The organism is Bradyrhizobium sp. WYCCWR 13022, from assembly GCF_030435535.1.
GTDB lineage: Bacteria > Pseudomonadota > Alphaproteobacteria > Rhizobiales > Xanthobacteraceae > Bradyrhizobium.
The window spans coordinates 1-24,981 of record NZ_JAUIZJ010000006.1; the positions used below are offsets into that span (position 1 = coordinate 1).

Consider the following 24,981-nt stretch of genomic DNA (forward strand, 5'->3'; position numbering starts at 1 on the left):
GGTCGTCGTCGACTTGTCGCCGGCGCTCAAATCCCCGCTGTTGTCCTCGTCGATGAAGACCGTCACCGTACCATAGGTCCAGCCCTGGTCGTCTGCGGTCTTGCCGTTGCCGGTCAGATCCTCGAACTTCTGGCCGCTGACGGTGAAGTTGCGGAAGTTGGTGAAGTCGTTGCCGGTGTCGGTCCCGCCACTGCCGGGATTGTCGACCGTCTGCACCAGCACGCCGGTCTGCTGCGAGCCGCTCGGCACGACCTCGTAGATGCTCTTGCCGACGTCGGACAGCGTCAGACCACCGATCGACCAATGACCGGTCGCATCGGTCGTCGTCGATTTGTCGCCGGCGCTCAAATCCCCGCTGTTGTCCTCGTCGATGAAGACCGTCACCGGACCATAGGTCCAGCCCTGGTCGTCGGCGGTCTTGCCGTTGCCGGTCAGATCCTCGAACTTCTGGCCGCTGACGGTGAAGTTGCGGAAGTTGGTGAAGTCGTTGCCGGTGTCGGTCCCGCCACTGCCGGGATTGTCGACCGTCTGCACCAGCACCCCAGTCTGCTCAGAGCCGCTCGGCACGACTTCATAGATGCTCTTGCCGACGTCGGACAGCGTCAGCCCGCCAATCGACCAGTGACCGGTCGCATCGGTCGTCGTCGATTTGTCGCCGGCGCTCAAATCCCCGCTGTTGTCCTCGTCGATGAAGACCGTCACCGGACCATAGGTCCAGCCCTGGTCGTCTGCGGTCTTGCCGTTGCCGGTCAGATCCTCGAACTTCTGACCGCTGACGGTGAAGTTGCGGAAGTTGGTGAAGTCGTTGCCGGTGTCGGTCCCGCCACTGCCGGGATTGTCGACCGTCTGCACCAGCACGCCGGTCTGCTCAGAGCCGCTCGGCACGACCTCGTAGATGCTCTTGCCGACGTCGGACAGCGTCAGACCACCGATCGACCAATGACCGGTCGCATCGGTCGTCGTCGATTTGTCGCCGGCGCTCAAATCCCCGCTGTTGTCCTCGTCAATGAAGACCGTCACCGGACCATAGGTCCAGCCCTGGTCGTCGGCGGTCTTGCCGTTGCCGGTCAGATCCTCGAACTTCTGGCCGCTGACGGTGAAATTGCGGAAGTTGGTGAAGTCGTTGCCGGTGTCGGTCCCGCCACTGCCGGGATTGTCGACCGTCTGCACCAGCACGCCGGTCTGCTCAGAGCCGCTCGGCACGACCTCGTAGATGCTCTTGCCGACGTCGGACAGCGTCAGACCACCGATCGACCAATGACCGGTCGCATCGGTCGTCGTCGATTTATCGCCGGCGCTCAAATCCCCGCTGTTGTCCTCGTCAATGAAGACCGTCACCGGACCATAGGTCCAGCCCTGGTCGTCGGCGGTCTTGCCGTTGCCGGTCAGATCCTCGAACTTCTGGCCGCTGACGGTGAAGTTGCGGAAGTTGGTGAAGTCGTTGCCGGTATCGGTCCCGCCGCCGCCGGGATTGTCGACCGTCTGCACCAGCACGCCGGTCTGCTCAGAGCCGCTCGGCACGACCTCGTAAATGATCTTGCCGACGTCGGACAGCGTCAGTCCACCAATCGACCAGTGACCGGTCGCATCGGTCGTCGTCGACTTGTCACCAGCCGTCAGGGTACCGCTGTTGTCCTCGTCAATGAAGATCGTGACCGGACCATAGGTCCAGCCCTGGTCGTCGGCCGTCTTGCCGTCCCCAGTCAGGTCCTCGAACTTCTGGCCGCTGGCCGAGAAGTTCGACTCGTGGTTTGCGAAGTTAAATCCGGTGCGGGTCGTATCCGTAGCCAGAACGGTCACAGCATAGCCATGTTCGGCATCGCCAGCATTGAAGGCCGCGTTGACAAGCGTCGTGTGGATGTCGGGCGTCTCCGTCCAACCGGCCTGGTTCTCCTCGACAATGATGTAATTGCCGGCGGCAATGCCCGTTACGAGATCACCAAACTGGTAGGCGCCGCTCGCGTCGGTCGACGTACTCGCAAATAGCGTGTCCGCAGCCGTGAGCGTTCCCGAATTGTCGTTGTCCTTGTAAAGGTCGATCGTCCAACCTTGCAACGGCAGATCCGTGGCGGGATCCAGCACACCATTGGTGTTGAGATCATTATATTTGAATCCGGATAGGATCGCCGTCGGATTGGGGGTGCTGTTCGTGCCGGTCAGAGCCCCCCACTCCTCGAAGGTCGAGTTCGCCTGCCAATCGGCGCCCTGGTTGCCAAAGGCCGAGTAGAGATAGATGGCATTGCCCAATGACGGGTCAAAGTCGGCCGTCGGAATCAGCACGATCACGTCGCTACCGCCGCCGCTACCCGCCGCGAACGAAGCGTTCAGGAGAACAGAGTGAGCGCCGAGATCGTAGATCTGCGTCGCAACACCCGCATTGAAACTGAAGCTTGGGGCAGTGGATGGCTGCGAACCATCGGTATCGGGCGTCGCCGTATAGGTGTTGAGACCGAGGTTGTCGGTGTGCGACTGCCAAATCTGCAAGCCGTCGAGCGACAGATACGGCTTGCTGCCACTTTGATGCAGATCGAGCTTGAACTCGTAATAGGTGGTTCCTGTTGGCGTCCCCGAACCCACCACGCTGCCGTCGTCGTAGACCGCGACAAGATTCGTCAGATGGAGTTGGTGATTGTGAACGTCGCTATATTTCTCGTCCAGGACACCATTTGCACTCGTGTTGAACCCCTGCTCCGATCCGCTCGAAGTTTGCACCTCCGAGAATGTGCTGTAAGTGCCGGTGCCGCTGGTCTTGCCGGGAACCAGCGCCGTTCCTGAGTTGGCCCAGATGGCTCCAGCGTCGCTGAGCGTGGTGGCGTTGGTCGTCGCCAGGTCGATATGCGCATCGACATATCCGAAATCGGTCGGAACAGGAGGCGTCGCGTCGGTGAAAATTTCCGTCGTCATGACGCCCGCGGTCAGGTCGGTCGCGGTCAGCAGGATGGTCTGGTTGGTATAGAGCGTTGGATCGATCCACATGGTGGTCAATCCGGTGCCGTTGCCGTCGACGGTCAATATCGTGTCGAACGTGATGGCATCCAGCGTTCCGTCGGCTTCAACCACTTGAGCGGTAATCTCGACGGTGTCGCCCGAGCTAAAGCCCGAAACCGTGATCTCGGCCGTCGAGCCCGGCGCATAATCCATCTGATCCGTGGCGACTGAAAGATTGGCTAGAGTGGGATCTGCGATCAGTTGCGTGTCATCGACAAGAGTGTACGTGCCCGTCGCCGGATCGTATTTGAACGTTGCCATGACCTACCCTCCAAAAGCCCTGAATCAAAAAAATTCCGGAACCGATTGGGAGGACGCCGCTCTGCGGTCGTTGGCTGCATAAAAAAAACCGTTCACGCGGGACACGCGTGCCGGCCTACGCAAAACAACGAGGGCAAAAATCAATCAAAACAGCCTCTGCCCAAAACGAGCCAAACCGGGAAAATTAAGCAATTATTTGCCAATAATGCAACGTTTATAAGAGCAAAAGCTACGGCTGGAGACGTCAATGGTCGGGAAAATCCGGACAAACGCCGATTTTCGCAGGTTGGCAAATACCTTAGGCAGCCCGACGAGCGGAAGGATCGTCCGGCTCTCAGCCAACGGTCGGAGACGGCGAGCACTGCGACGGCGCGCTTCGCGATTGCGCCGCATGGCCCAGTTCCCAGGCGCGCTGCAGCCGCTGCGGCTGCGTTTCCTTCAGCAGCCTTCCCCAGGCTGCGCTGAACGCCCTGATTGCCGTGTCCCTGTCCGGTGCGTCGCCGCTCGCCCAGGCCGGCAGACCCATCGGGACCACGATGAACCATTCCCACGAACGATCAGGCCCGCTCGCATCGCGCGCGTGACGGATCGTGCCAATCTCGCGGCCTTGGGACCAGGCCGCGTAGTGATCCGAGATCTCGGCCATTTCGGGCGAATGCTGAGCGTGATTGCGTTGTTCATCATCGTCACTTCTTGCGGAACGGGTCAAAAAAGACCGGAAACCAACACGGCGGCTCGACGCCTAGGTCTTCGGTGCCGCCTGCCGCGCCAGCAATGCATCGGCGCTCTTGGTGAGCCCTCCGGCCAATTGTTTCGCCGCGTCCGGGGTGAATGCGTAGCCGGCCTGTCGTTCCAGCCGGTGATTGAGAATGAACAGCACCAGGCCACGGCCGGAGTTATCGGCGGAAATCGTGCAGTTCTTGGGGATCTCGAACTTCACCTCGTCGGGATTGTCCTTGCTGGGCACAGCCGGCGCGACCGCCTCCGCGCCGTTCGGATTGCGGACGACTGCCGGGGCGGCGGCCGGCTGGGCGGCATCTGGGGCCGCCGGGTGCGCGTCGCCCCGCGCGCTTGTCAGCGCAGCGATCAAATCGTCGACGCAGTCGCTGGCGAACCGCAGCTCCAGCGCGCCGGTGTATTTACCGGTGGTATGAACGACGAATTCCTTGCGGTCGTCCGACATGGTGGCGGAGCTCACCGCCGCAATCCTGATTGCCATTGGCCCAATGTCCCAAAAAAATCGCGGTCGGGTCTCCCCGGCCCGCGTCCGTGTCTAAATCTTTATCGACTATACCGCACATGGCGGCTCGCGATAGCGCCTCCGCCGGCCTGTCGAATGCCGGAACATTTCGGTCCCTGATCTCATCCAGCTTGCCGCTTCCACGACAGCGGCCTAGGATAAAGCCATTTTACGGTCAACTCGCATTGCAGCACGATGAATATCAATCCCGCACCCCGGATCATCGCCGAGTTACGGCCGAAGCACGAGATCAAGATCGATCTCGACGAGCGCTGTTTCCTCTTCCCGGCCGGAAAGTCGGTCAGCCAGCTGCTACTGCAATCGGACGGGCACACCATACTCATCGACGCGGTGTTTCCGTTCAACCAAGCCCGCACGCCGCCGCGGCTGGCAACGCTCGATATCGAGGACGCCAGGGAGTTCGGACGGCGGCTGGTGGAAGCGGTCCATACCGCGCGCACCCAGCTGGTGGGCACGAACGGCATCCGCATATCCATCAACGTGATCGCCAACGGATATCACCTCCAGTTCGGCGACATGAATGCGTCTACCGAACTCTTTCTCGGGACAGGCTGCATCTGGCGCGTCTGTCAGGGCTTGCTTCGCATCGTCGATCTGATCGCACCTATCGAATCCAACTGACGTCGCATCAAGCCGGAGGGTCGAGCGCACCTTGCCTCAGGGTGCGGTCTCGGTCAGGGGTTCGAGGTAGCTGCGATGGAGCGTCTGCGGGGATTTCTGTCCATCGAGAATGACCCGAAGCGCGTTCTTGGTATGGGCGAAACCGACGACCCGTCCGGTCCGGCCGTGCAGACGTCTGCTGTGCTTTCCAAGGGACTTGACCCGGAAGCGACTGCCGACCGCAAGGTCCGCCAGCAATGCGTCGTTCTCATCCATGGCGATCAACTCTTCATCGAACGTCTTGCAGTCCGCATCATCGCATCGACCTACAAGCTGCGCTTTTCCGCAATCTGTGCGCAAAGCTCACGGTCATCCTCCGACATGCCGGGCGGTGCCTCGCCGTCCCTGAAATAGGCCAGGATATGTGCAAGACGCGCGGCGCGCTCGACGGCGCCTTGCCTCTTGACGCGCTGCCAGGCGGTTCGCTGGTGACCGCTCATCGCGATCTTTGTCGCAGTCTGAACCTCCATGGACAACACTGAGATCAACATGTCGCGGTCGACGTCAACGAGAGACCTCAGCAAAACCTCTATCTCCTTCATCCGTGCTCCCGACCCGGGTTCTTGAGAGCCAGACGCACTACCTGCACAAACACGACGGCACCCAAAGGCAGTAATTCAATGGCGAGACACCTCCGCAGACAGCCACTTCAGGGCACGATGAAGTCGCTGGCATGTAGACTGGCTTGCGCCACGGTCTTCAGCAGGATCGTATCCTTGCCCGGGTTCGACACGGGATCGAGGTCGATCAACGTATCCGTGCCGTTCACCGTGCTGGCGTGGCTCGACAGCCAGGCGGAAAAGGTCGAAGCGTTGTTCGGATCGAATGCCGCATAGTCGAGTTGGATATGATCCTGTCCGGCGACGAAGTCCGTGATCACGTCATTTCCTATTCCGCCACCGGTCACCTCCTTGAAGACAAAAGTATCGTTGCCATTCAAGCCGGAGAGAACGTTGTTGGCGGCATTGCCCGTAATCGTATCGTTGAAGTTCGAGCCCACGACATTGCTGACGCCGGTGAAGATGTCGTGTCCGACCGAGCCATCGCCGTCCGCAGTGCCGGCAGCAAGGTCCACTGCGACGCCGGCGGTGGCGTTGCTGAACTGGATCTGGGTCGCGCCATTGCCGGTGATGGTATCGTTGCCGCCCTGGCCCTGGAACGAGTTGAAGCCGCTGAACCCGGACGCGTTGTAGCTGTCGGCAAAGCTGCTACCGATCGCACTGTTAACTCCAGTGAAGTGGTCCGTGCCGACCGAGGTATCGCCTGCAGCCGTGCCGACCCCGCCTGCGCCGATCGTGATCGTCACACCTGAGGTGGTCGCATTGCCGTACTGTATCTGGGTCGCGCCATTGCCTGTGATGGTGTCATCCCCGGCATTGCCCTGAAACGCGTTGAAGCCGCCGTCGAAGGCGTGTGCGTCGTAGACGTCGGCGAAGTTGCTGCCGAGCGCGGCGTTGACGCCACCGGTGAAGACGTCGTGGCCGACGGTGGCCAGATCGCCACTCGCCGTGCCCTGTGCCGTGCCGGCGCCGCCGACGCCGATCGTGATCGTCACGCCATCGGTCGAATTGCCATAGATGACCTTGGTGTTGCCGTTGCCGGTGATCGTGTCGTCGCCGCCAAGGCCTTCGAACTGGTTGAAGGTGCCGAGACTGCCAACATTGGCAGCGCCCGCCTGGCCAAAGCCGGTCGCGTCGTAGGTGTCGGCGAACATCGTGCCCTGGATGCCCTCGATCGAGTGCAGCGTGTCGCTGCCGATCGAGGCGTCTCCGGCCGCGATGCCCGCCGCCATGTTCACCGTCACGCCGCCGGTGGTGAAGAAGATGTTGTTGTAGGATGAGATGTCAAAGCCACCGCGACCGTCGATGTAGTCGTTGCCGGCAAGTCCGGTAAAGGTGTCGTTGGTCGCACCTCCGAGCAGGGTGTCATCGAACACCGACGCCTGCACCGCATTCACTCCGCTGAAGTGATCGGTGCCGACAGATGCATCTCCGGTGGCAATACCGGTCACAAAATCGACATTCACGCCCGCCGTGGCGTTGTTGAAGCCGAGTCGCGTGTTGCCGTTGCCGATGATCGTGTCGTCACCACCGTTGCCGGTAAACTCGTTGAACGTACCGAGCGAGCCTGCATTCGTGCTGTTATTGCTGAAACCCGTCGCGTCGTAGGTATCGGCAAAGTTGGTACCGCGGACCGCCTCGACCGAACGCAGCGTATCGGTTCCGACCGTTGCGTCACCCGTCACGATGCCCGCCGCAAGGTTGACGTTGATGCCCGACGTGGTCGTCGAATCGACGTTGTAGTCGGCGCGGTCAAAGCCGCCGCGACCGTCGATCAGATCGTTGCCGGCAAAGCCGGCGAAAACTTCCGCCGTGAAGTTTGGATTATTGCTGCCGCTGATGGTGTCGTCGAACGCCGATCCGTAGACGCCACTGAAGCCCGAGCCGACGAGCGTGTCGTGACCGACGGACGCATCCCCTTGGGCGTATCCCGCCATAAGATCGACCGTCACCGCCCCGGTCGCACTGACATAGGACACCCGTGTCAGCTCGGCGCCCTGGCTGTTGAGATTGCTGATGATGGTGTCGTCGCCACCCTTGCCCTCGAATTCGTTGAAGCCGACCGGCGTGCCCGGTATCGCGCTGTCGCCGGTAAATCCCGCCGAGTTATACGTGTCGGCAAAATTGCTGCCGACCGCGCCCTCGATGTTGACCAGCGTGTCGGTGCCGACCCCGGCACCGCTCACCGTGCCCGCGGCCAGATTGATCGTCACGGGCCCGGTCGCATCCGTATAGATCGCGCGGTCAAAGCCCTGACCGCCATCCAGCCAATCGTTGCCGGCAAGGCCCTGCAGGCGGTCGTTGCCATCGAGCCCGAACAGCCCGTCGACCTGGCCGGTGCCGACCAGCGTGTCGTTGCCGGTGGTCCCGGTGACGCCGTTGTTGAAGATGAAGTCGCCGGCCAGAAGGCTCGTCGCCAGGACGTTCTTCAGTATCACTCCGCCGGTAGCGCCGAAGTCGATGAGGGCATCGTTGCCCTGCTGCGTGGCGCGTGACTGGATGTCAGCCAGGAAGAAAATCCCTGGCATCTGCCTGAGATCGATCTTGTCGAAGCCCTCGACAAAGTCGGTGATCGTGTCCTGCGCCGTGCTTGAACCGTTAGGCGTGATGACAAACAGATCGGCGCCCGCACCGCCGGTCAGCGTATCAGGGCCGCCGGTCGCGAAAATCACGTCCTCGCCGGAGGTCCCCTGCAGGGTAACACCGTTGCCGCCGTTGTTCGAACCGGGCGTGAAGATAAAATGCACCGCGTCAGACCCACCGTCACTGTCGGTGATCGTCATCGTGATCATTTCCTTCTGCGCCGGTGCCGCAGTCGGATTGTAGATCACGCCGTTGTTGAGCGTGGTGGTGAGGTCGGAGAGGGTTCCCGAGCCGCTGCTTGGCGAGACCGTACCCACCCCCGAGGAGGTTATCGTGGCCATCGCCATGTTCAGCGATCCGACCGGATCGGTATCGCTCACATTAAGGCCGAAGATCGTGGTCGTACCGTCCGCGTTGTTTTGAAGCGTGAAATGCGAGGCGTCGATCACTGGTCCGTGGGTGGTCCCTTCCCAGCGGACGAGCGTGCCGCCACTGAGATCGGAGTTGATCGAGAAGCCGTTGGCCGCGTAATTGCCGAGCAGCTGGATCGCGCCGCCGGCGAAATTGACGCGCAGGAAGCCGCCGTCATTCGTAACGCTGACGCTGCCAGGCGCAACGTTGGCAAGATCGATCGCGTCGGCAAAGTCGAAGCCTGTAACGGTACCGGTGAAGTGAATGGGATCCAAGAGCACCAGTTCGCCACCGCTTACGGGATTGATGTCGGCAAACTGGACATTGACGTCGGACACGCCCGTGAGAACCAGTGTTCCATTGTAGAGCCGGGCGGTGCCGCCGCCGGTCATGGGCGCGCCGATCGTCAAGGTGCCCAAATCGACGGTGATCATCCCGGTGTTGGTGAAACTATCGAGGCCGCTGATCGCGGACGTACCGCTGGTCTCGATGGTTCCGGCGTTAGTGAAGCTGCTTGCGCCGGTGAAGCTGCTGGTGCCGTCAAAGAGCCAGCGCCCGCTGGCCTCATTGGTGAAAGTCGCATTGTAACCTATCACCACACCACTGACGAAACCGGTGTTGTCGATTGTCGCCACGCCGGCGCCGTTGGTCGTCGCGTTGATCGCCGCGAGCCCGCCACCAAACACCGCGCCGTTGTTCGTGACACTGACGTCTCCGCCATTGGGAACATAGTTCGGGTTCTGTGGGTCAGGGCTCAGTGGGTCGACGGCAACGCCGTAACTCAGGGCGGCGACGCCATAGCGCCCGCCCGTCACAGTCGAGTCGGTTTCGATGAAAATATTGATATCGCCGCCAGCGCCGCTGCTATCCGGACCGCCGTAGTTGACCCCGCGAATACCATCCGTGCCGAACGGTGCCTGGATCGTGGCATGGCTGTCGACGAAAACGTTGCCGTGGACGCCGACGCCCACCTGGGGGTTGTTCAAATTGTTCGGGTTGTAGCCGGCCAAGATGCCCGCAGGCACGTCGCCGGACCCCGTCAGCGTCGTGCCGGATTTGATGATTCCGGAGGCATAAACGGCGATCTCGGATGTCGCGGGGACGACCACGGTGGGATGGAGCGGGTCCGCAGTGGTCGCCTTGTTGACCGCAGCGATGCCGGAACTGCCTGACGTAATCGAGGTCGTGGCCGAGGTCGTCAGATGAATGCTGCCCGGTCCGAAATTCTGCGCGAGAATGCCGACACCCGTTCCGTTCGGCGGGCTGGCGCCGCCCATGGCGACGATGGTTCCGGCAAAATTGTTCACATAGACGTCGCCGACGCCATAATTGTAAGCCCTGATGCCGTCGCCTGCATTCGACGTGATATTGCCGAAGTTGTTGACGTCGACCTCGCCATAGACGTTGTAGTTCGCAGGGTTCGGCGGATTGTTCAGGCTCGGGTCCGTCGTTTGGCCGATATAGCCCGCGATGATACCGGCCGGCTGGCCGTTGAATCCGGTGAGGCCGATGCCGGAGTGGATTGTCGCCGCGTTTGTCACGACCACCGAACTGTTGAACGACTGGGCAATGCTGGTGGCCTCGTTGACGGCGTTGATGCCGGAGCCGCCCTGTTGCGAATCGATCGTGTCCCCCGCCGAAGTCACGATCGAGATGCTGCTCGCGTTGACGCTGAAGGCGAGAATGCCGTAGGCCTTGTTGAAAGCCGCAGAGCCGGCGGTGATCGTCGTGTTTGCCGATACGTTGATCGAGATATCACGCGTGAGCGCGCTGGCGGTGACCGGATCGGTGAAGCCGCCGTCGGCGTGAGCGTAGATGCCGTTAGAGCCCGCCGTGATGTTGGCGCCCGAGGCGACGTTGATCGTGATGCTGCCGTAGCCGAAATTGTACCCCTGGAGACCAAAGCCAGCAGCGTTGACCACCGCGGCGTTGTTGATGAAGACGTTGCCGCTGACATACTGGTTGGAGTGCCCTCCTCCACCAAAGAAGCCGGCGGCGATGCCGGACGGTGTACCGCCGCTGTTTGTTTGCTGTCCGCCTGCAGTGATCGTGCCGGCCGCCGTCACCGCGACGACCGCAGGATTGCCGGTAGCGGCATTGGCGGCGAAGAGATTGACCAGATCCGGCGTGCTCACCGTCGGATTTGCGTCGTTGACGGCGTTGATGCCGGTGCTGCCGGAATTGATGGAGGACCCGTTCAACGTCAGGACGGAAATACTGCCCGGCCCGCGATTGGTGGCGCTGATGCCATAGGGAGCATTACCACCCGATGACGACGATGCAGCGTTCAGTGCATTGATCGACACACCCGAGCCGACGCTGACCGTGATGTTGCCGACGCCGTAGTCGTACGCAAGGATGCCGGGCCCGGCCGCAGCGAGCAGAGTCGGATTGGGGTTGCCGAAGGGATTGCCGTCACTCGCGACATTGACGATCACGTCGCCATACACCGCAGAACTGAAGGCGCCGCTGCCGCCGGGATTATAGCCTGCCTGGATCGCGGATTGCGCGCTGCCGCCGTTGTTGACGTTCGTTCCGGATGAAATGAATCCTTGGCTGTAGACCGAGACGGTGCTGCCGCTGCCCGAAGCAATCGTTGTGGCCTGGTTGCCGGCATTGATGCCAGTGCTGCCCGATGTAATGGTGGTGCCATAGCCGGAATTCACCAGCGAGCTTCCAATACCATAGGTGAAGGCGAAGATGCCGTACTGAGTAAGGCCACTACCGACGCCCGTCGCTCCGCCATTGACCGCCGTGATCGTGTTCTGGCCGCCCGCAAACGTAACTGACGTATTTCCCGAACCGTAGTTGTCGGCAAAAATGCCCGCGCCGGCCAGCGCCGTGATGCTGGCGCGATTCTCGATCGTGACGTCGCCTGCGATCGCGGCGTTCGGCACCGTGTTGTTGTTATTGAGAATGCGCGCGCGAAGACCGGCCGCGCCGCTGCCTGCATTGTTTGAGTTCGCGCCACTCGTGATGCTGGACGAGTTGTAGATGATGACGTTGCCCGTCCCGGGAGTGAACTCCTGCAGAGCTGCGGCGCGGATGCCGTTAAAGCCGCCGGTGATCGTGCCGCCCGACGAGGTGATGGTGACGTTGCCCGTGCCGCTGGACACGCCCAATATTCCGTACGAGCTAGTTCCGGCCACCGTGGTGGCCATGTTGACAATACTGATATTGCCGTTGACCGTATTGGCGGTGATGCCGTTGGTGGTGCCGCTGACATTTGCGTAATTGACGATGTCGGCGGAGCCGTTGCCGGTGTTTGCATTCTGCGTGGTATCCACGACGACACCGGTGATGGGGCCAGTGCCAGCGATCGGGCCGGCTATATTCGCAGCATTGATGATCGCGCCGCTGGCGCCCTGCGTCGCGACCCGGAGACCGGGGAACGCACCGTTGATCACAATGTCGGAACTGGCGTTGGCGACGATCGTATACGTATTCGCAGTGTCAGACGTCGACAGGTTGAATCCAGCGCCCGTGCTGCTGTTGATGTGGTAATTGTCGAGGATGTAGAAGTTTGCGGGCGCTACTGCCGGCTGCGATGTAAAGATACCTGAGACGGTCTGCGCGCTGCTTGGCACCAGCACGATGCGGTTCGACGAGAGAACGTCAAACGTGTTGCCGGATAGCCCGGTGCCGGACACCTGGAACGTTTGGTTCTGAGCGCCGCTCACGGTCAGCGTGGAGCCACTTACATTCGCAGCCGTGATGCCACTGCCTTGCAGGGTTATGACGGTGCCAATGTTGCCGTTGCCGCTGGTACTAAAGGTGAGCGGCAGATTGGTACCCACCGAGGCCGGGTTATCGAATGTCAGAAGGTCCCTGCCGGCCAAATTGATCGCCTGTGAGGCCGCAACAAAGGATCCAAGCTCGAGAGCCGCATGATCTCCCAAGGCGATCGCGCCTGCCCCGCTGACGTTCGCAAAGATCTGCGCCGAGGCATTGGAACTGACAGATATGCTGCCCGTATTCGTCAGGGTGATCGCGCTTGGGCCGGACAAGGCGGCAAGGCCAGACAAGCTGATAAGACCGGAATTGCCGATCGTGCTTGTACCGCTGCCAAAGGAATTCCAGCCGTTGATATTCCAGGTTGCCCCGGACGCGTTGCTGAAGCTGCCGCTGGCACTCCCGCTGAAATTGACGTTGCCGGTGATCGTGCCATTGTTGGTGACCGACCCATTGCCGGTGAAGAACGAAATGGCGACGTTGCCGGTCGTGCGGGCAAAGAGAGTTGAGGCGATGGACTTGGTAGCGCTGTTGGAAACCGTTGCGGTCTGAGTGCTGTTCGCATTGCCGATTGTCACGACGGGCATGTACGGTACGCCGGGCGCATAGACCGTTCCGGAATTGGAGATCGAGATCAACCCGTTGACCGAAGCGCTGGATCCGTTGTTGACGGAAATGCCGATGGCCGCCGCGGTGATGGCGCCCTGGTTGTCGATCCCGATGTTGCCGCCGGCGGCCGAGAATGCTGTAACGCCAGCTCCCTGCGCTGCGTTGATCGACGACGTCGGCCGCAGCGTTGCGCTGATACTGCCGTTGCCGTTGTTGTAGAGATTGATTCCGGAACCCGAAGCCGCGGTGACAGTCGCCGAATTGTCCAGAACGACGTTACCGTGAATGCTGGCCGGCGAGAGGACACCGTAGCCGGCCGAAATGGCCGCAGGCGTACCACCGCCCGAAAAGACATTGTAACCGGAGTCGATCAACCCCGTCGATGTCGTGACTGATATCTGCTTTCCGACTGCGACGCTGCCCGCCGACGAATTGGCGTTGATGCCGAAGCCACCGGAGATAAACTGATCATTGGCACCGGTCACGATCGTGATGTTGCCGCCGCTCGAGTTGTTGGCGTTGATTGCGGCGAGGCCCATGAGCGAGCTCGCGGTCACTGCAGCAATCGTCGGCGTCGAATTGGCTTCGATGGTCACCGAGACATCGGACGGCGACGCGGTGCCGTTGACGGACGAACCGACGTTGATGCCGAATTGCCCGCCGCTCACGGACGTGTCGGCCCTGTTGATGACGGCGATGTTTCCGTAGCCGAGATTGAAGGCAATGATGCCGTATCCCGCTCTCGCCGTGATATTGGCCGCGTTATCGACAAGCACCGAGCCGTTGATGTTCGGATTTGACGTGCCGTTGCTGCCGTAATATCCGGCCGAAATGCCGGCTGGCGAGGCGCCTCCGGCTGAAAGGTGTACACCCGAGTTGATGGTACCGTCGGCTATCACGGTGACCGTCGAGCCCAAGGTCTGCAAAATCGAAGTGGCCTGGTTGATCGCAAGGATGCCATGCGACCCCGAGGTGATACTGGAACTGGCGGTCGTCGTGACCGAGACGTTGCCCGTGCCGTTGCTCGAACCGACGATGCCATAGACATCCTTGGCAGTGATCATCCCGGAATTGCTGATGGAGACGTTGCCTGGGCCGAAGTTGTAGGCGCGGATACCGTCACCACCCGCCGCGTTGATGGTCGCAGAGTTGTTGACGACGACATTGCCGTACACGCTGGCATTGACCGTATTGGTCGTGCCGCCTTTGTACCCGGCGAGGATACCGGCTGCACGGCCACCTTGTCCGGTCAGAGCTACGCCTGAGTTGATCACGCCGCTCGCATTGACTGAAATCGAGCTTGCGATCACATTGCCGACCTTGGGCAAAGAGGTCGCTTCGTTGTACGCGTTGATCCCGACGCCGCCTGATGTAATGACCGTGCCGGCAGCCGTCGTGATCAGGATATTGCCCGTGCCCTTGGATTGTGCCTCGATGCCGTAGAGCGCGGACCCGACGATTTGCGCGGTTGCCTCGAGCGGATTAGGCGCGGTGGTTACGCTGATATTGCCGTTGCCGTTGGTTTGGACGTGGATCCCGTCGTGTCCACCAATGATATTTCCGGTTTGGCTGACCGTTATGTCGGCATTGTTCGATGAGTTCAGGTTCTGCGCTGCGATGCCACTGAAGGCTGCGCCTGTGCCGATTACGGTGCCCGATCCATTAATCGTAATCGCGCCGGTGCCCGTTGCGGTTTGCTGCGCCAGAATGCCTCGGCCCGCGAGGCCGGTCACCGGCCCGGAGGTCGTGACCATGATCGAACCCGCTGCATTCTGGGCCACAGAGATGCCCGAGGCAGCGCCCGTGATCGTTCCTGTTGGATTGACCAGCAGGTTTTCCGGGCTTCCCTGAGGTGCTCCCGTTGCGTAAAGATCAATGGCATCGCCAGCAGACGTTATGACATTGCCGCTCCCGTTGATCGTGGCGGATCCGCCGCTCGCGACCGAAATGGCGTTGATGGTGGCGGACACACCAGCCGCCCCGACCTGGAGATTTCCGCCGGTCCCGGTGAACTCGGCGACACCTCCGGCCGCGGCCATGGCCACGGTTGCACCGTTGTTAGCAACCACCACCGACTGGGTCGCCGTCGCGCCGGCGTTGCCGGCCGAATCCACGACCCGAATGAAGTAGGTGAAGCTCGAACTGCGGGCGACGTTGTCGGCGAAACTCCACCGATTCAACCCGCTGGCCACCACATCCGTCCACGTCGCATTATCGCTGCTGCTGATCTGCACCTTGTCGCCGGGCCGGAGCGCACCGTTGGTGCCGGCAACGATAATCGACGTGCTCGCAGGCGACGATGCTCCGGTAATGGAGGTAATTGCGACGGCTTCAGGCGGCGCCGAACTATCCAACGTATAGCTATGCCCCGTACCCGCCGTGATGTTGCCGGCCAGATCAATGGTCCGCACCGATAGCGTGGTGCCCCCCGCCAACAGCGTCACCCCTGCTGCCGACCAGGTGTTGGCCGACGTGTTTGCAGTCGCCGTCACCCAGGTTGTGCCGCCGTCTGCGCTGACCTGGATCGTCTCGCCGGACCCTAGCGTACCGGTGTAAGCGCCACTCACCGTCTGTGACGCCACGCTGGTGACGAAGTCGCTGTTCGATGTACCGGTATCGGCGCTCAGCGCCGTTACCGTCGCAACTGCCGTGGGTGCTGATGTGTCGAGCGAATAGCTGTGGCCGGTCCCCGCCGTGATGTTTCCGGCCGCATCAATCGTCTGCACCGACAGTGTCGTGCCGCCGGGCGACAGCGTCACACCCGAGAGCGACCAGGTATGGTTCGATGTATTGACGGTCGCCGTCACCCAGGTTGTGCCGCCATCGGCGCTGACCTGGATCGCTTCACCGGATCCCAGCGTACCGGTGTAGGTGCCACTCACAGTCTGCGACGCCACGCTGGTGATGAAGTCGCTCGACGAACTGCCACTGTCGGAGCTCAGCGCCGTCACCGCCGCAACTGCCGTCGGCGCCGTCGTGTCCAGTGTATAGCTGTGCCCTGTCCCCGCCGTCGCATTCCCGGCCGTATCGATCGTCTGCACCGACAGTGTCGTGCCGCTGGCCGACAGCGTCACGCCCGACGCCGACCAGGTATGGTTCGATGTATTTGCGATCGCCGTGACCCAGGTGGTGCCGCCGTCCGCGCTGACCTGGATTGTCTCGCCGGTTCCCAGCGTACCGGTATAGGTGCCACTCACCGTCTGCAACGCCACATTGGTGATGAAGTCGCTCGACGAATTGCCGCTATCGGAGCTCAGGGCCGTCACCGTCGCAGCAGCCGTCGGCGCCGTCGTGTCCAGTGTATAGCTATGGGGTGTCCCCGACGTCACATTCCCTGCCGGGTCAATCGTCTGCACCGATAATGAAGTGCCGCTAGCCAACAGCGTCACGCCTGATGCCGACCACGTATGGTTCGACGCATTTGCCGTCGCCGTGACCCAGTTGGTGCCGCCGTCTGCGCTGACGCGGATCGTCTCGCCGGATCCCAGCGTACCGGTATAGGTCCCACTGACCGTCTGCGACGCCACGCTGGTGACGAAGTCGCTGTTCGATGTACCGGTATCGGAGCTCAGGGCCGTCACCGTCGCAACCGCCGTCGGTGCGGATGTGTCGAGCGTGTAGCTGTGGCCTGTCCCCGCCGTCGCATTCCCGGCCGTATCGATCGTCTGCACCGACAGTGTCGTGCCGCTGGGCGACAGCGTCACGCCAGATGCAGACCACGTGTGGTTCGACGTATTGACCGTTGCGGCGACCCAGGTGGTGCCGCCATCGGCGCTGACCTGGATCGTCTCGCCGGTTCCGAATGTGCCGCTATAGGTCCCGCTGACGGTCTGCGACGCCGCGCTGGTGATGAAATCGCTCGACGAGCTGCCGCTATCGGAGCTCAACGCCGTCACAGTCGCAACTGCCGTCGGCGCCGTCGTGTCCAGTGTATAGCTGTGGCCGGTCCCAGCCGTCACATTCCCCGCCGTGTCGATCGTCTGCACCGACAGCGTCGTGCCACTGGCCGACAGCGTCACGCCCGACGCCGACCAGGTATGGTTCGATGTATTTGCTATCGCGGCGACCCAGGTGGCGCCGCCGTCCGCGCTGACCTGGATCGTCTCGCCGGATCCCAGTGTACCGGTGTAGGTCCCGCTCACCGTCTGCGATGCCACATCGGTGATGAAGTCGCTGTTCGATGAGCCAGTATCGGAACTGAGCGCGGTTACCGTTGCAACTGCTGTAGGTGCGGTTGAGTCGAGCGTGTAGCTGTGACCTACCCCCGCCGTCGCATTCCCGGCCGCATCAATCGTCTGCACCGACAGTGTCGTGCCGCTGGGCGACAGCGTCACGCCAGATGCCGACCAGGTATGGTTCGACGTATTGACCGTCGCCGTGACCCAGGTGGTGCCGCCGTCTGCGCTGACCTGGATTGTCTCGCCGGCTCCCAGCGTACCGATGTAGGTACCACTCACCGTCTGCGACGCCACATTGGTGATGAAGTCACTCGACAAACTGCCACTATCGGAGCTCAGCGCCGTCACCGTTGCAACGGCCGTCGGCGCCGTCGTATCCAGTGTATAGCTATGGGGTGTCCCCGTCGTCGCATTCCCGGCTGTGTCAATCGTCTGCACCGACAGTGTCGTGCCGCTGGGCGACAGCGTCACCGCCGACGCCGACCAGGTGTGGTTCGACGTATTGACGGTCGCCGTGACCCAGGTGGTGCCGCCGTCGGCACTGACCCGGATCGTCTCGCCGGATCCCAGCGTGCCGCTGTAGGTGCCGCTCACCGTTTGTGACGCCACGTTGGTGACGAAGTCGCTGCTCGATGAACCGGTATCAGAGCTTAACGCCGTCACCGTCGCAACGGCCGCCGGCGCCGTCGTGTCCAGCGTATAGCTGTGCCCCGTGCCCGCCGTGGAATTGCCTGCCAGATCAATGGTTCTCACCGACAGCGTAGTGCCGGCTGCCAACAGGGTCACCCCCGCCGCCGACCAGGTGTTGTTTGACGTGTTCGCGGTGGCCGTGACCCAAGTGGCGCCACCGTCGGCGCTAATCTGGACCGTCTCGCCAGATCCCAGCGTGCCGCTATAGGTGCCGCTCACCGTCTGCGACGCCACGCTGGTGACGAAGTCGCTCGACGAACTACCGCTATCGGAACTCAGCGTCGTCACCGTCGCAACGGCCGTCGGCGCCGTCGTGTCGAGCGTATAGCTGTGGCTCGTGCCCGCCGCGACATTGCCGGCCAGATCGATGGTCCGCACCGACAGCGTGGTGCCGGCCGCCAACAGGGTCACGCCCGGCGCCGACCAGGTGTTGGTCGATATGTTTTCTGTCGCTGTGACCCAGGCGGTACCGCCATCGGCGCTGACCTGGATCGTTTCGCCGGACCCCAGCGTACCGCTGTAGGTGCCACTCACCGTCTGCGACGCCACGCCGGTGATGAAGTCGCTCGACGAGCTGCCGCTATCGGAGTTCAGCGCCGTCACCGTCGCGACTGCGGTGGGTGCGGATGTGTCGAGCGTGTAGCTGTGCCCTGTCCCCGCCGTCGCATTCCCGGCCGTATCGATCGTCTGCACTGACAGTGTCGTACCGCTGGGCGATAGCGCTACCCCCGATGCCGACCAGGTATGGTTCGATGTATTGGCGGCCGCTGTAACCCAGGTGGCGCCGCCGTCGGCGCTGACCCGGATCGTTTCGCCGGAGCCAAGCGTACCGATGTAGGTCCCACTCACCGTCTGCGACGCCACGTTGGTGACGAAGTCGCTCGACGAACTGCCGCTATCGGAGCTCAGGGCCGTCACTGTCGCAACCGCCGACGGCGCCGTGGTGTCGAGCGTATAGCTATGGCTCGTGCCCGCCGTGACGTTGCCGGCCGGATCAATGGTCCGCACCGACAGCGTTATGCCGGCCGCCGACAGGGTCACTCCCGCTGCCGACCAGGTGTTGTTTGATGTGTTCGCGATCGCCGTGACCCAGGTGGTGCCGCCGTCGGCACTGACCTGGATCGTCTCGCCGGATCCCAGCGAACCGGTGTAGGTGCCGCTGACCGTCTGCGACGCCACGTTGGTGACGAAATCGATCGAGGAACTGCCGCTATCGGCGCCCAACGCCGTCACCGTCGCAACCGCCGATGGCACCGTCGTATCCACGGTGACGATCAGCGCCGCTGTGGTAGAGCTGTTTCCGAATGAATCGCTCAGCTGCGCCGAGATTTGCTTATTGCCGTCGCCCCCGAGATCGCCCGCCGTGACCGTCAGGCTGACGCTGTGCGCAGTGACATCGGCTGAGGTGACGGTATGCAGCACCGGAGTTGCCAGAGACGAGCCACCAAGCAGCAGCTCGACCGTGTCGCCGACCACTACATTAGTACCTAGCGCAACCGTAAAAATAGGCGCCGTTACATTGGTGATGTTGTCCGTACTGGACGATCCGGAATCCGATGCGGCTATCAGGTCCGGGGTGCCGCCAATGGGCGCGTTCGTGTTCAGCGTATAGGTGACGACATTGCTGACACCTTGATTGCCCGCGGTATCGGTGACCTGAGCTGTCAGATCGTTGTTGCCGCTCTGGAGCGTAACGCTCGTACTCCAGCTGCCGTCGGCCTGAACGGTGGCGGTAGCCACCGGCGCACCTCCATCCAGCACGCTGACGGTCGCACCTGCGTCCGCGAGGTCCACAGTCCCCGAAATGGTCTGCGCGACCTGGTTCGTGTTGCCGCCCGCGTTGCCGATTGTCACCACAGGGGCCGAGGTATCCAGCGTGACGCCAAGCACCGAACTGGTCGTGCTGTTGCCCGCAGCATCCGTGAACAGCGCCGAAATCTGCTTGGCGCCGTCGATCCCAAGATCGCCAGGATTAACCGAGAAACTGATGCTCTGGGCAGAGAGGTCGGCCAAGCTGACCGCATGCACCAGCGGATGAGAGAACGACGCTCCATTCAGCCGCAGCTCAACGATATCACCCACTGCCACGCCAGATCCGAGCGAGACTGAGAACGTCGGCGCCAGTACGTTGGTGATATTGTCGGTACTGGAAACGCCTGAATCCGACGTCGCAATCAGATCCGGCGCACCGCCCGAAGGAGCAGTCTGATCCAGCGTATAGCTATGACCCGCTCCCGACGTGATGTTGCCGGCCAAGTCGATCGTGCGCACCGACAGCGCGCCCGTGCCCGTCGAGAGCGTCACGCCGGACGCCGACCAGCTCGCGCCGCTCGTGCTTGCAGTCACCCAGGTGGCACCGCCATCGGCGCTGACCTGAATCTGCTCGCCGAAGCTCAGCGTGCCTGTAAAGCTTCCGCTTACTGTCTGCGAGCTGCTGCTGGTGACGAAATCACTGCTCGATGAGCCGGTGTCGGAGCTTAGCGCGGTGACGGTCGCAACCGCGGTCGGCGCGTTCTGATCCAGCGTGTAGGCGTGGCCCGTGCCGGACGTGGTGTTGCCTGCCAGGTCGATCGTGCGAACCGACAGCAGGCCGGCGCCGGGGGACAACGTGACCCCGGAGGCCGACCAATTGCCACTCGATGCCGTCGCCGCCACCCAAGTCGCGCCGCCATCGGCGCTGACCTGGATCACCTCGCCGGAGCCGAGCGCACCGGTGTAGGTCCCGCTGATCGTTTGTGAGGCAACGTTGGTATTGAAGTCGGTCGACGAGCTGCCACTGTCCGGGCTCAGCGCCGTGACAGTCGCGACCGCGCTCGGTGCCGTCGTGTCGAGCGAAATGACAATGGTGTTGCTGACACCGACATTGCCTGCAACGTCGGAATCCTGGGCAACCAGGCTATTGTCCCCCTCGGTCAGGGAAACGACCGTGCTCCAGTGTCCATCCGCCCCGACAACGGCGCCGGCGACGGAATTGCCATTATCGAACACAATGACGGTGGTGCCCGCATCAGCCAGATCCACTGTTCCTGCGACGATCTGGTTGGCATGATTGGTCAGGCCGCTGCCACTCGTGATTCCGACCACCGGCGCAGCCGTGTCGATCGTGATCGCCTGAACCACCGAGTTGACGGCGTTGTTGGCGGAATCGACGACGCGCGCTTGATACGCAAAGTTCGAGATGTGCACGACCGGATCGGTCAGGCTCCATGTCGATCCCGACGTCTGGACGGCATCGCTCCACGTGATGCCACCATCGCTGCTGATCTGAATCTTCTCGCCGGCCGATAGCGTGCCGTTGGTCCCCGAGACGGTCAGTGACGTACCGTTGGTGACAAAGTCCCCAACTACGCCGCCGTCCGGAGCGATCGACGTAATCGCAAGCGGCAGCGCAATGTTGAGGCTTGCGATCGAAGCGGCCGACTTGATGGAATCCGACACCGTGTAGTCGAAAACGACCTGACCGCTGAATCCGGGATCCGGCGTATAGGTCCATGTCAGATCACTGTTCTGGACGAGGCCGCCGCCTCCGCTCCTGACCGCCAGCGACGTGATGGTCAGCGACGGTCCATCGATATCGGCGACCCCCGTCAGCAGCGCGGCCGGCGTGATCGTATACGAATTGTCCTGCTGACCCTGCGCAAGCGTGACGGGCGCAGCGACCGGCGCGGCATCCGCAGTCTGGATGGTCGGCTGTACGCCGTCATGCACCGTGATGAAAACTGGTATCGTCAGGGTGCCATTGTCAGCGGACAGCGTGACAATGAACTCTTGCGTCGCATCCTGGCCATAAGACAAGAAGGCGAAGTCGCTCTTCAACTCGCTGAAGGTCCAATTGATGTGCCCGGCGGAATCGAAGCTCGCGGTGAAATTTGGCGTCGAGCTGCCAAATTGATCGGTCACGCCGATATCCACGCCCGTGTAGTCGCCGGTGATCGAGATCGCCCCCTTCGCGGTCAGCATCGCCGGCGATTTGACGGTCTCCAGAATGATCGCGCTGAGGCCCGAGGTTGGGTCGGCAAAGAAGATGTTGCTGCTGTTTCCAAAAGCGACGTACTGGCCCCCGGCGCTGATGGCCGCGCCTCCATTGGAAGCCGCATTCACACCATCGGAAACCAGCTTGTACACCGGTGCAGCCGGGTTCGTGACATCGACGATATAGATGTCGGCAAAACTGTTGTGATCGGCCGACGCCAGCTGCGCGTCGCTGGTAAAGACGATGAAATGTCCATCAGGGCTCAGCACCGGACTGTAACTGCTGCCTGAGGCGTTCGAGGTGTGGAATACGACCGTGCCGGCGTTCAGATCATAGAGATAGATTTCGGAATGGCCGGTCCCGTCAGTGCTCTGGTAGGCGATCAGGTGGCCGTCGGCGCTGACGGTCGGCGGCGCAGTCCCCGCACCGATGGCGGTGTTCCCAATCTGGGTAATTCCCCCCGTCGAGAGATCGAGCACGTCGAGCTGGCCTGCGCCTCCGGAAACTGCTGCGTCCGAGTTCCAGAACACGACAATGTGGCCGTCGGCACTGATTGCGGGCTTCCAAAGCGCCCCCGAACTTCCGGCAGCGGCCGGCGTGATCACGGCCTTCAGGTTGCCCTGCAAATCGTAGATCGCGATATTGCCGCCACCTTGCTCGACCACGATCGCGCTGCCGTCACCGCTGACGGTGGGAGCGCTGCCTGGAGCCAGCTCAGTCTGGACATGGTAATGCGCGGGATCGGAAGAATCAGTGCCGTAGACGAATACGAAACTCCCACTACCATCGGATCCCTGATAGACGATGTACCGCCCATCGGAACTGATCGTCGGCGAGCCATAGCTCCAGCCGCTCGACGGCGAAGCGATGGTGGTAGTCGTGCCGGTTTCGCGGCTGAAGAAATAGATGGCGCCGTCAGGATCGTAGACCACGTCACCATTGGCACTCATGACCGGGCCGATGTGATCTCCCGCACCGGAGGTGATCGCCGCTACGCTCGGCGGAGTGACGACAAAAGGTATCGACGACAGTTTGACCGGGATGATGATCGGATCGACCGTGACGGACTTGGTGGTCGCCAAGTCCGTGCCAGCGTCAGACGGATTGACCGTGACGACAACCGTCGACGTCGTCGCGCTCGAGGGTTGAACGGTAGTTGTCCCGGCCGGCGGATGATATTCGGTACCGGGCGGCTGGAGCGGCGGGCTGCCGGCGAACTTCGTGGTGCTATTCGGGCTCGGGTTGTTGTTGTTCTGATCCTTGTTCTCGGTGTGCTGGGGAAGATTTGGAAACAGCTGCTTGCCGGAATCATATGTGCTCAGCACTTGCTGGAAGGCACTGAATTCCTGAGCGACCTGATCTGTCGTCTTGTTGGTCTGCTGAGCAATCACGTCGAAGTTTGCGGTCGGCGTCAACGTCAGCGTCGATCCGTTGCTCGTGACGGTACCGATCAGGACGCCGGCCGTGTTGAAAACCTGAACGGCATGCACCTGACCGTCCTGCTGATCGACGACCGAGACGGACACCTTTCCATCGGTCGCGGACACGTCGAGAATGACAGCCGTACCGCGAATGCCGATCGTGGCGGTGGGTGTCGCCACCCGCATATCGCCGGTCTTTGCAACCTGCCCCGCCACGAAGCTGGCGGCGCCCTGAACCAGGGTCATCAGCGAGCTGTTGGAAGTGCTGCTGGCATCATAGGTCAATTCGTTCAGCAGGAACCGCGAACTGGCGGACAGATTGAACGTCGTGCCATCGTCGAGCACGAGACCCAGGGTCGACCCGCTGCCCGTCTGGACCACATCGCTCTGGTAGACGGCATCACCGACATTGGCGACGATCGCCACGCCATTGCGGACGATGCTTGCGCTGCCGGTCATCTTGACGACGTGGCCCACGACCTTGCCGCCGGCAGCTGGCGCGCCGGCCTGTGCATACTGGGTGTGACCTGTCAGGGTATCGACGACGCCGGGATCGAGCGGCGCTCCTTCCGGGGACACGAGCAAGGGGCGCACGTGATCGCGAAAGTAGTTTGGCACGATGACGCGATGAAGCTCGTCCGACAGGATCAGGTCGGCTCCGATCCGCTCAAAGTTGCCGGAGAACAAAAGATGCGCGTCGGGAATTTCGACGCTGCTTGTAGGCCGATGATCGGCAGCCGAAACGGGGCCGAAATGAAGGGATTGGTGATCCGAGCCGATCGACGGCAATGTGTCGGTGTACTTCAAGACGCCACCGTAAATAGTTAAAAATAAATTAAATTACCTATTGAGATAGCATTACAATGCCGACCGGAAAAGTAGCCACACGCGCAATGCGCGAGTTTTTCCGCCCGTAATTAATTTGACTGATGGAGAAATTCAAAAAAAACCGAATATCAATCAACAAATTGATTTTATTCATGAATCAGCGGCAACGATGCGGCGGACGAAATTGAAACCAGATAGGGGCCGCGCCGGTGAGGCTTCGAGTCCGAGATTTCGATGTCGATTTCTGAACGACGCCAAGGCCGACGGCGCCTGATCGAATGCGCCGGTGAATTGCCACCCTGATATCCAGCCGCAGCGGCGCTTCCGAAGCTTGCGGGTGCCTTTGGCCAGCTCTTTTCAGGCCGCAACGTCGAACGTGGCGATCAGAGCCCGCATATCACTTGCAAGGGTGCGATAACGCTCGCCCAGCCTCACATACAACCCGCGCTGCCCTTCCTGCACACGGCTCGCGATCAACTCGCACTCGGCCGCCAGATCTTCAAACCGTTCCAGCTTGGCTTGGAAAGCAGTCATGAGAGGTTCCCCAACTCGTCACCAAAAGGGAGAACAAATTTAGCCCTCGGATCGGCGCGGAGTAAACTTTTTTTTGCGGGAGATTTTCTGAAACGCTTCCAACTTGGGGCAGATGCGTCAGCCGTTTTTGCGTCGCACAAGTATCCGCAGCGAATTCGGCATACCCGCAAGCCGCTATCTCCATTGCCCTGCATTGACTTAAAGAAAAGACATTCAGGATCGTTGGATTGAGATCGCTGCGCGCAGTGCCGGCAGTTCATGTGGAGGCTGTTGGGATTTCGCGGGTATCGCA

The 24,981-nt window shown here is 61.6% G+C and carries 7 protein-coding genes; 2 read left to right on the forward strand and 5 right to left on the reverse strand.

Going from position 1 to position 24,981, the window contains the following annotated elements; translation table 11 throughout:
* From QY049_RS11360 to QY049_RS11370, 3 genes are all read right to left on the reverse strand, one after another.
* Nucleotides 1-3,249 (reverse strand): hypothetical protein (locus tag QY049_RS11360; RefSeq protein WP_301269343.1); only part of this gene is annotated, 3,249 nt, incomplete at its 3' end.
* A 334-nt stretch (nucleotides 3,250-3,583) separates the two neighbouring features.
* The gene (locus QY049_RS11365) at nucleotides 3,584-3,895 is read right to left on the reverse strand and encodes a hypothetical protein (RefSeq protein ID WP_194481841.1); all 312 of its coding nucleotides are present in this window, start codon (nucleotides 3,893-3,895) and stop codon (nucleotides 3,584-3,586) included.
* 96 nt (nucleotides 3,896-3,991) lie between these two features.
* A complete protein-coding gene (locus tag QY049_RS11370) occupies nucleotides 3,992-4,447 on the reverse strand; it encodes a hypothetical protein (RefSeq protein ID WP_194481840.1) in 456 nt (151 codons plus the stop codon).
* Nucleotides 4,448-4,684: 237 nt separating this feature from the next.
* Here QY049_RS11370 and QY049_RS11375 point away from each other — a divergent pair, with 237 nt between their 5' ends.
* Nucleotides 4,685-5,131 carry a hypothetical protein gene (locus tag QY049_RS11375; RefSeq protein ID WP_194481839.1) on the forward strand — a complete coding sequence of 149 codons (447 nt, stop codon included), beginning with the start codon at nucleotides 4,685-4,687 and terminating at the stop codon, nucleotides 5,129-5,131.
* A gap of 75 nt (nucleotides 5,132-5,206) precedes the next feature.
* The gene (locus QY049_RS11380) at nucleotides 5,207-5,524 is read left to right on the forward strand and encodes a hypothetical protein (RefSeq protein ID WP_194481838.1); all 318 of its coding nucleotides are present in this window, start codon (nucleotides 5,207-5,209) and stop codon (nucleotides 5,522-5,524) included.
* Between the two features lie 295 nt (nucleotides 5,525-5,819).
* On the opposite strand, the gene QY049_RS11385 is transcribed toward QY049_RS11380, so the two are convergent.
* Nucleotides 5,820-24,134, reverse strand: coding sequence for an Ig-like domain-containing protein (locus tag QY049_RS11385; protein ID WP_301269344.1), 18,315 nt, complete (start codon nucleotides 24,132-24,134; stop codon nucleotides 5,820-5,822).
* Between the two features lie 378 nt (nucleotides 24,135-24,512).
* On the reverse strand, nucleotides 24,513-24,689 hold the full coding sequence (locus tag QY049_RS11390; protein ID WP_194481836.1) for a hypothetical protein: 177 nt from the start codon (nucleotides 24,687-24,689) through the stop codon (nucleotides 24,513-24,515).
* Nucleotides 24,690-24,981 lie beyond the last annotated feature (292 nt).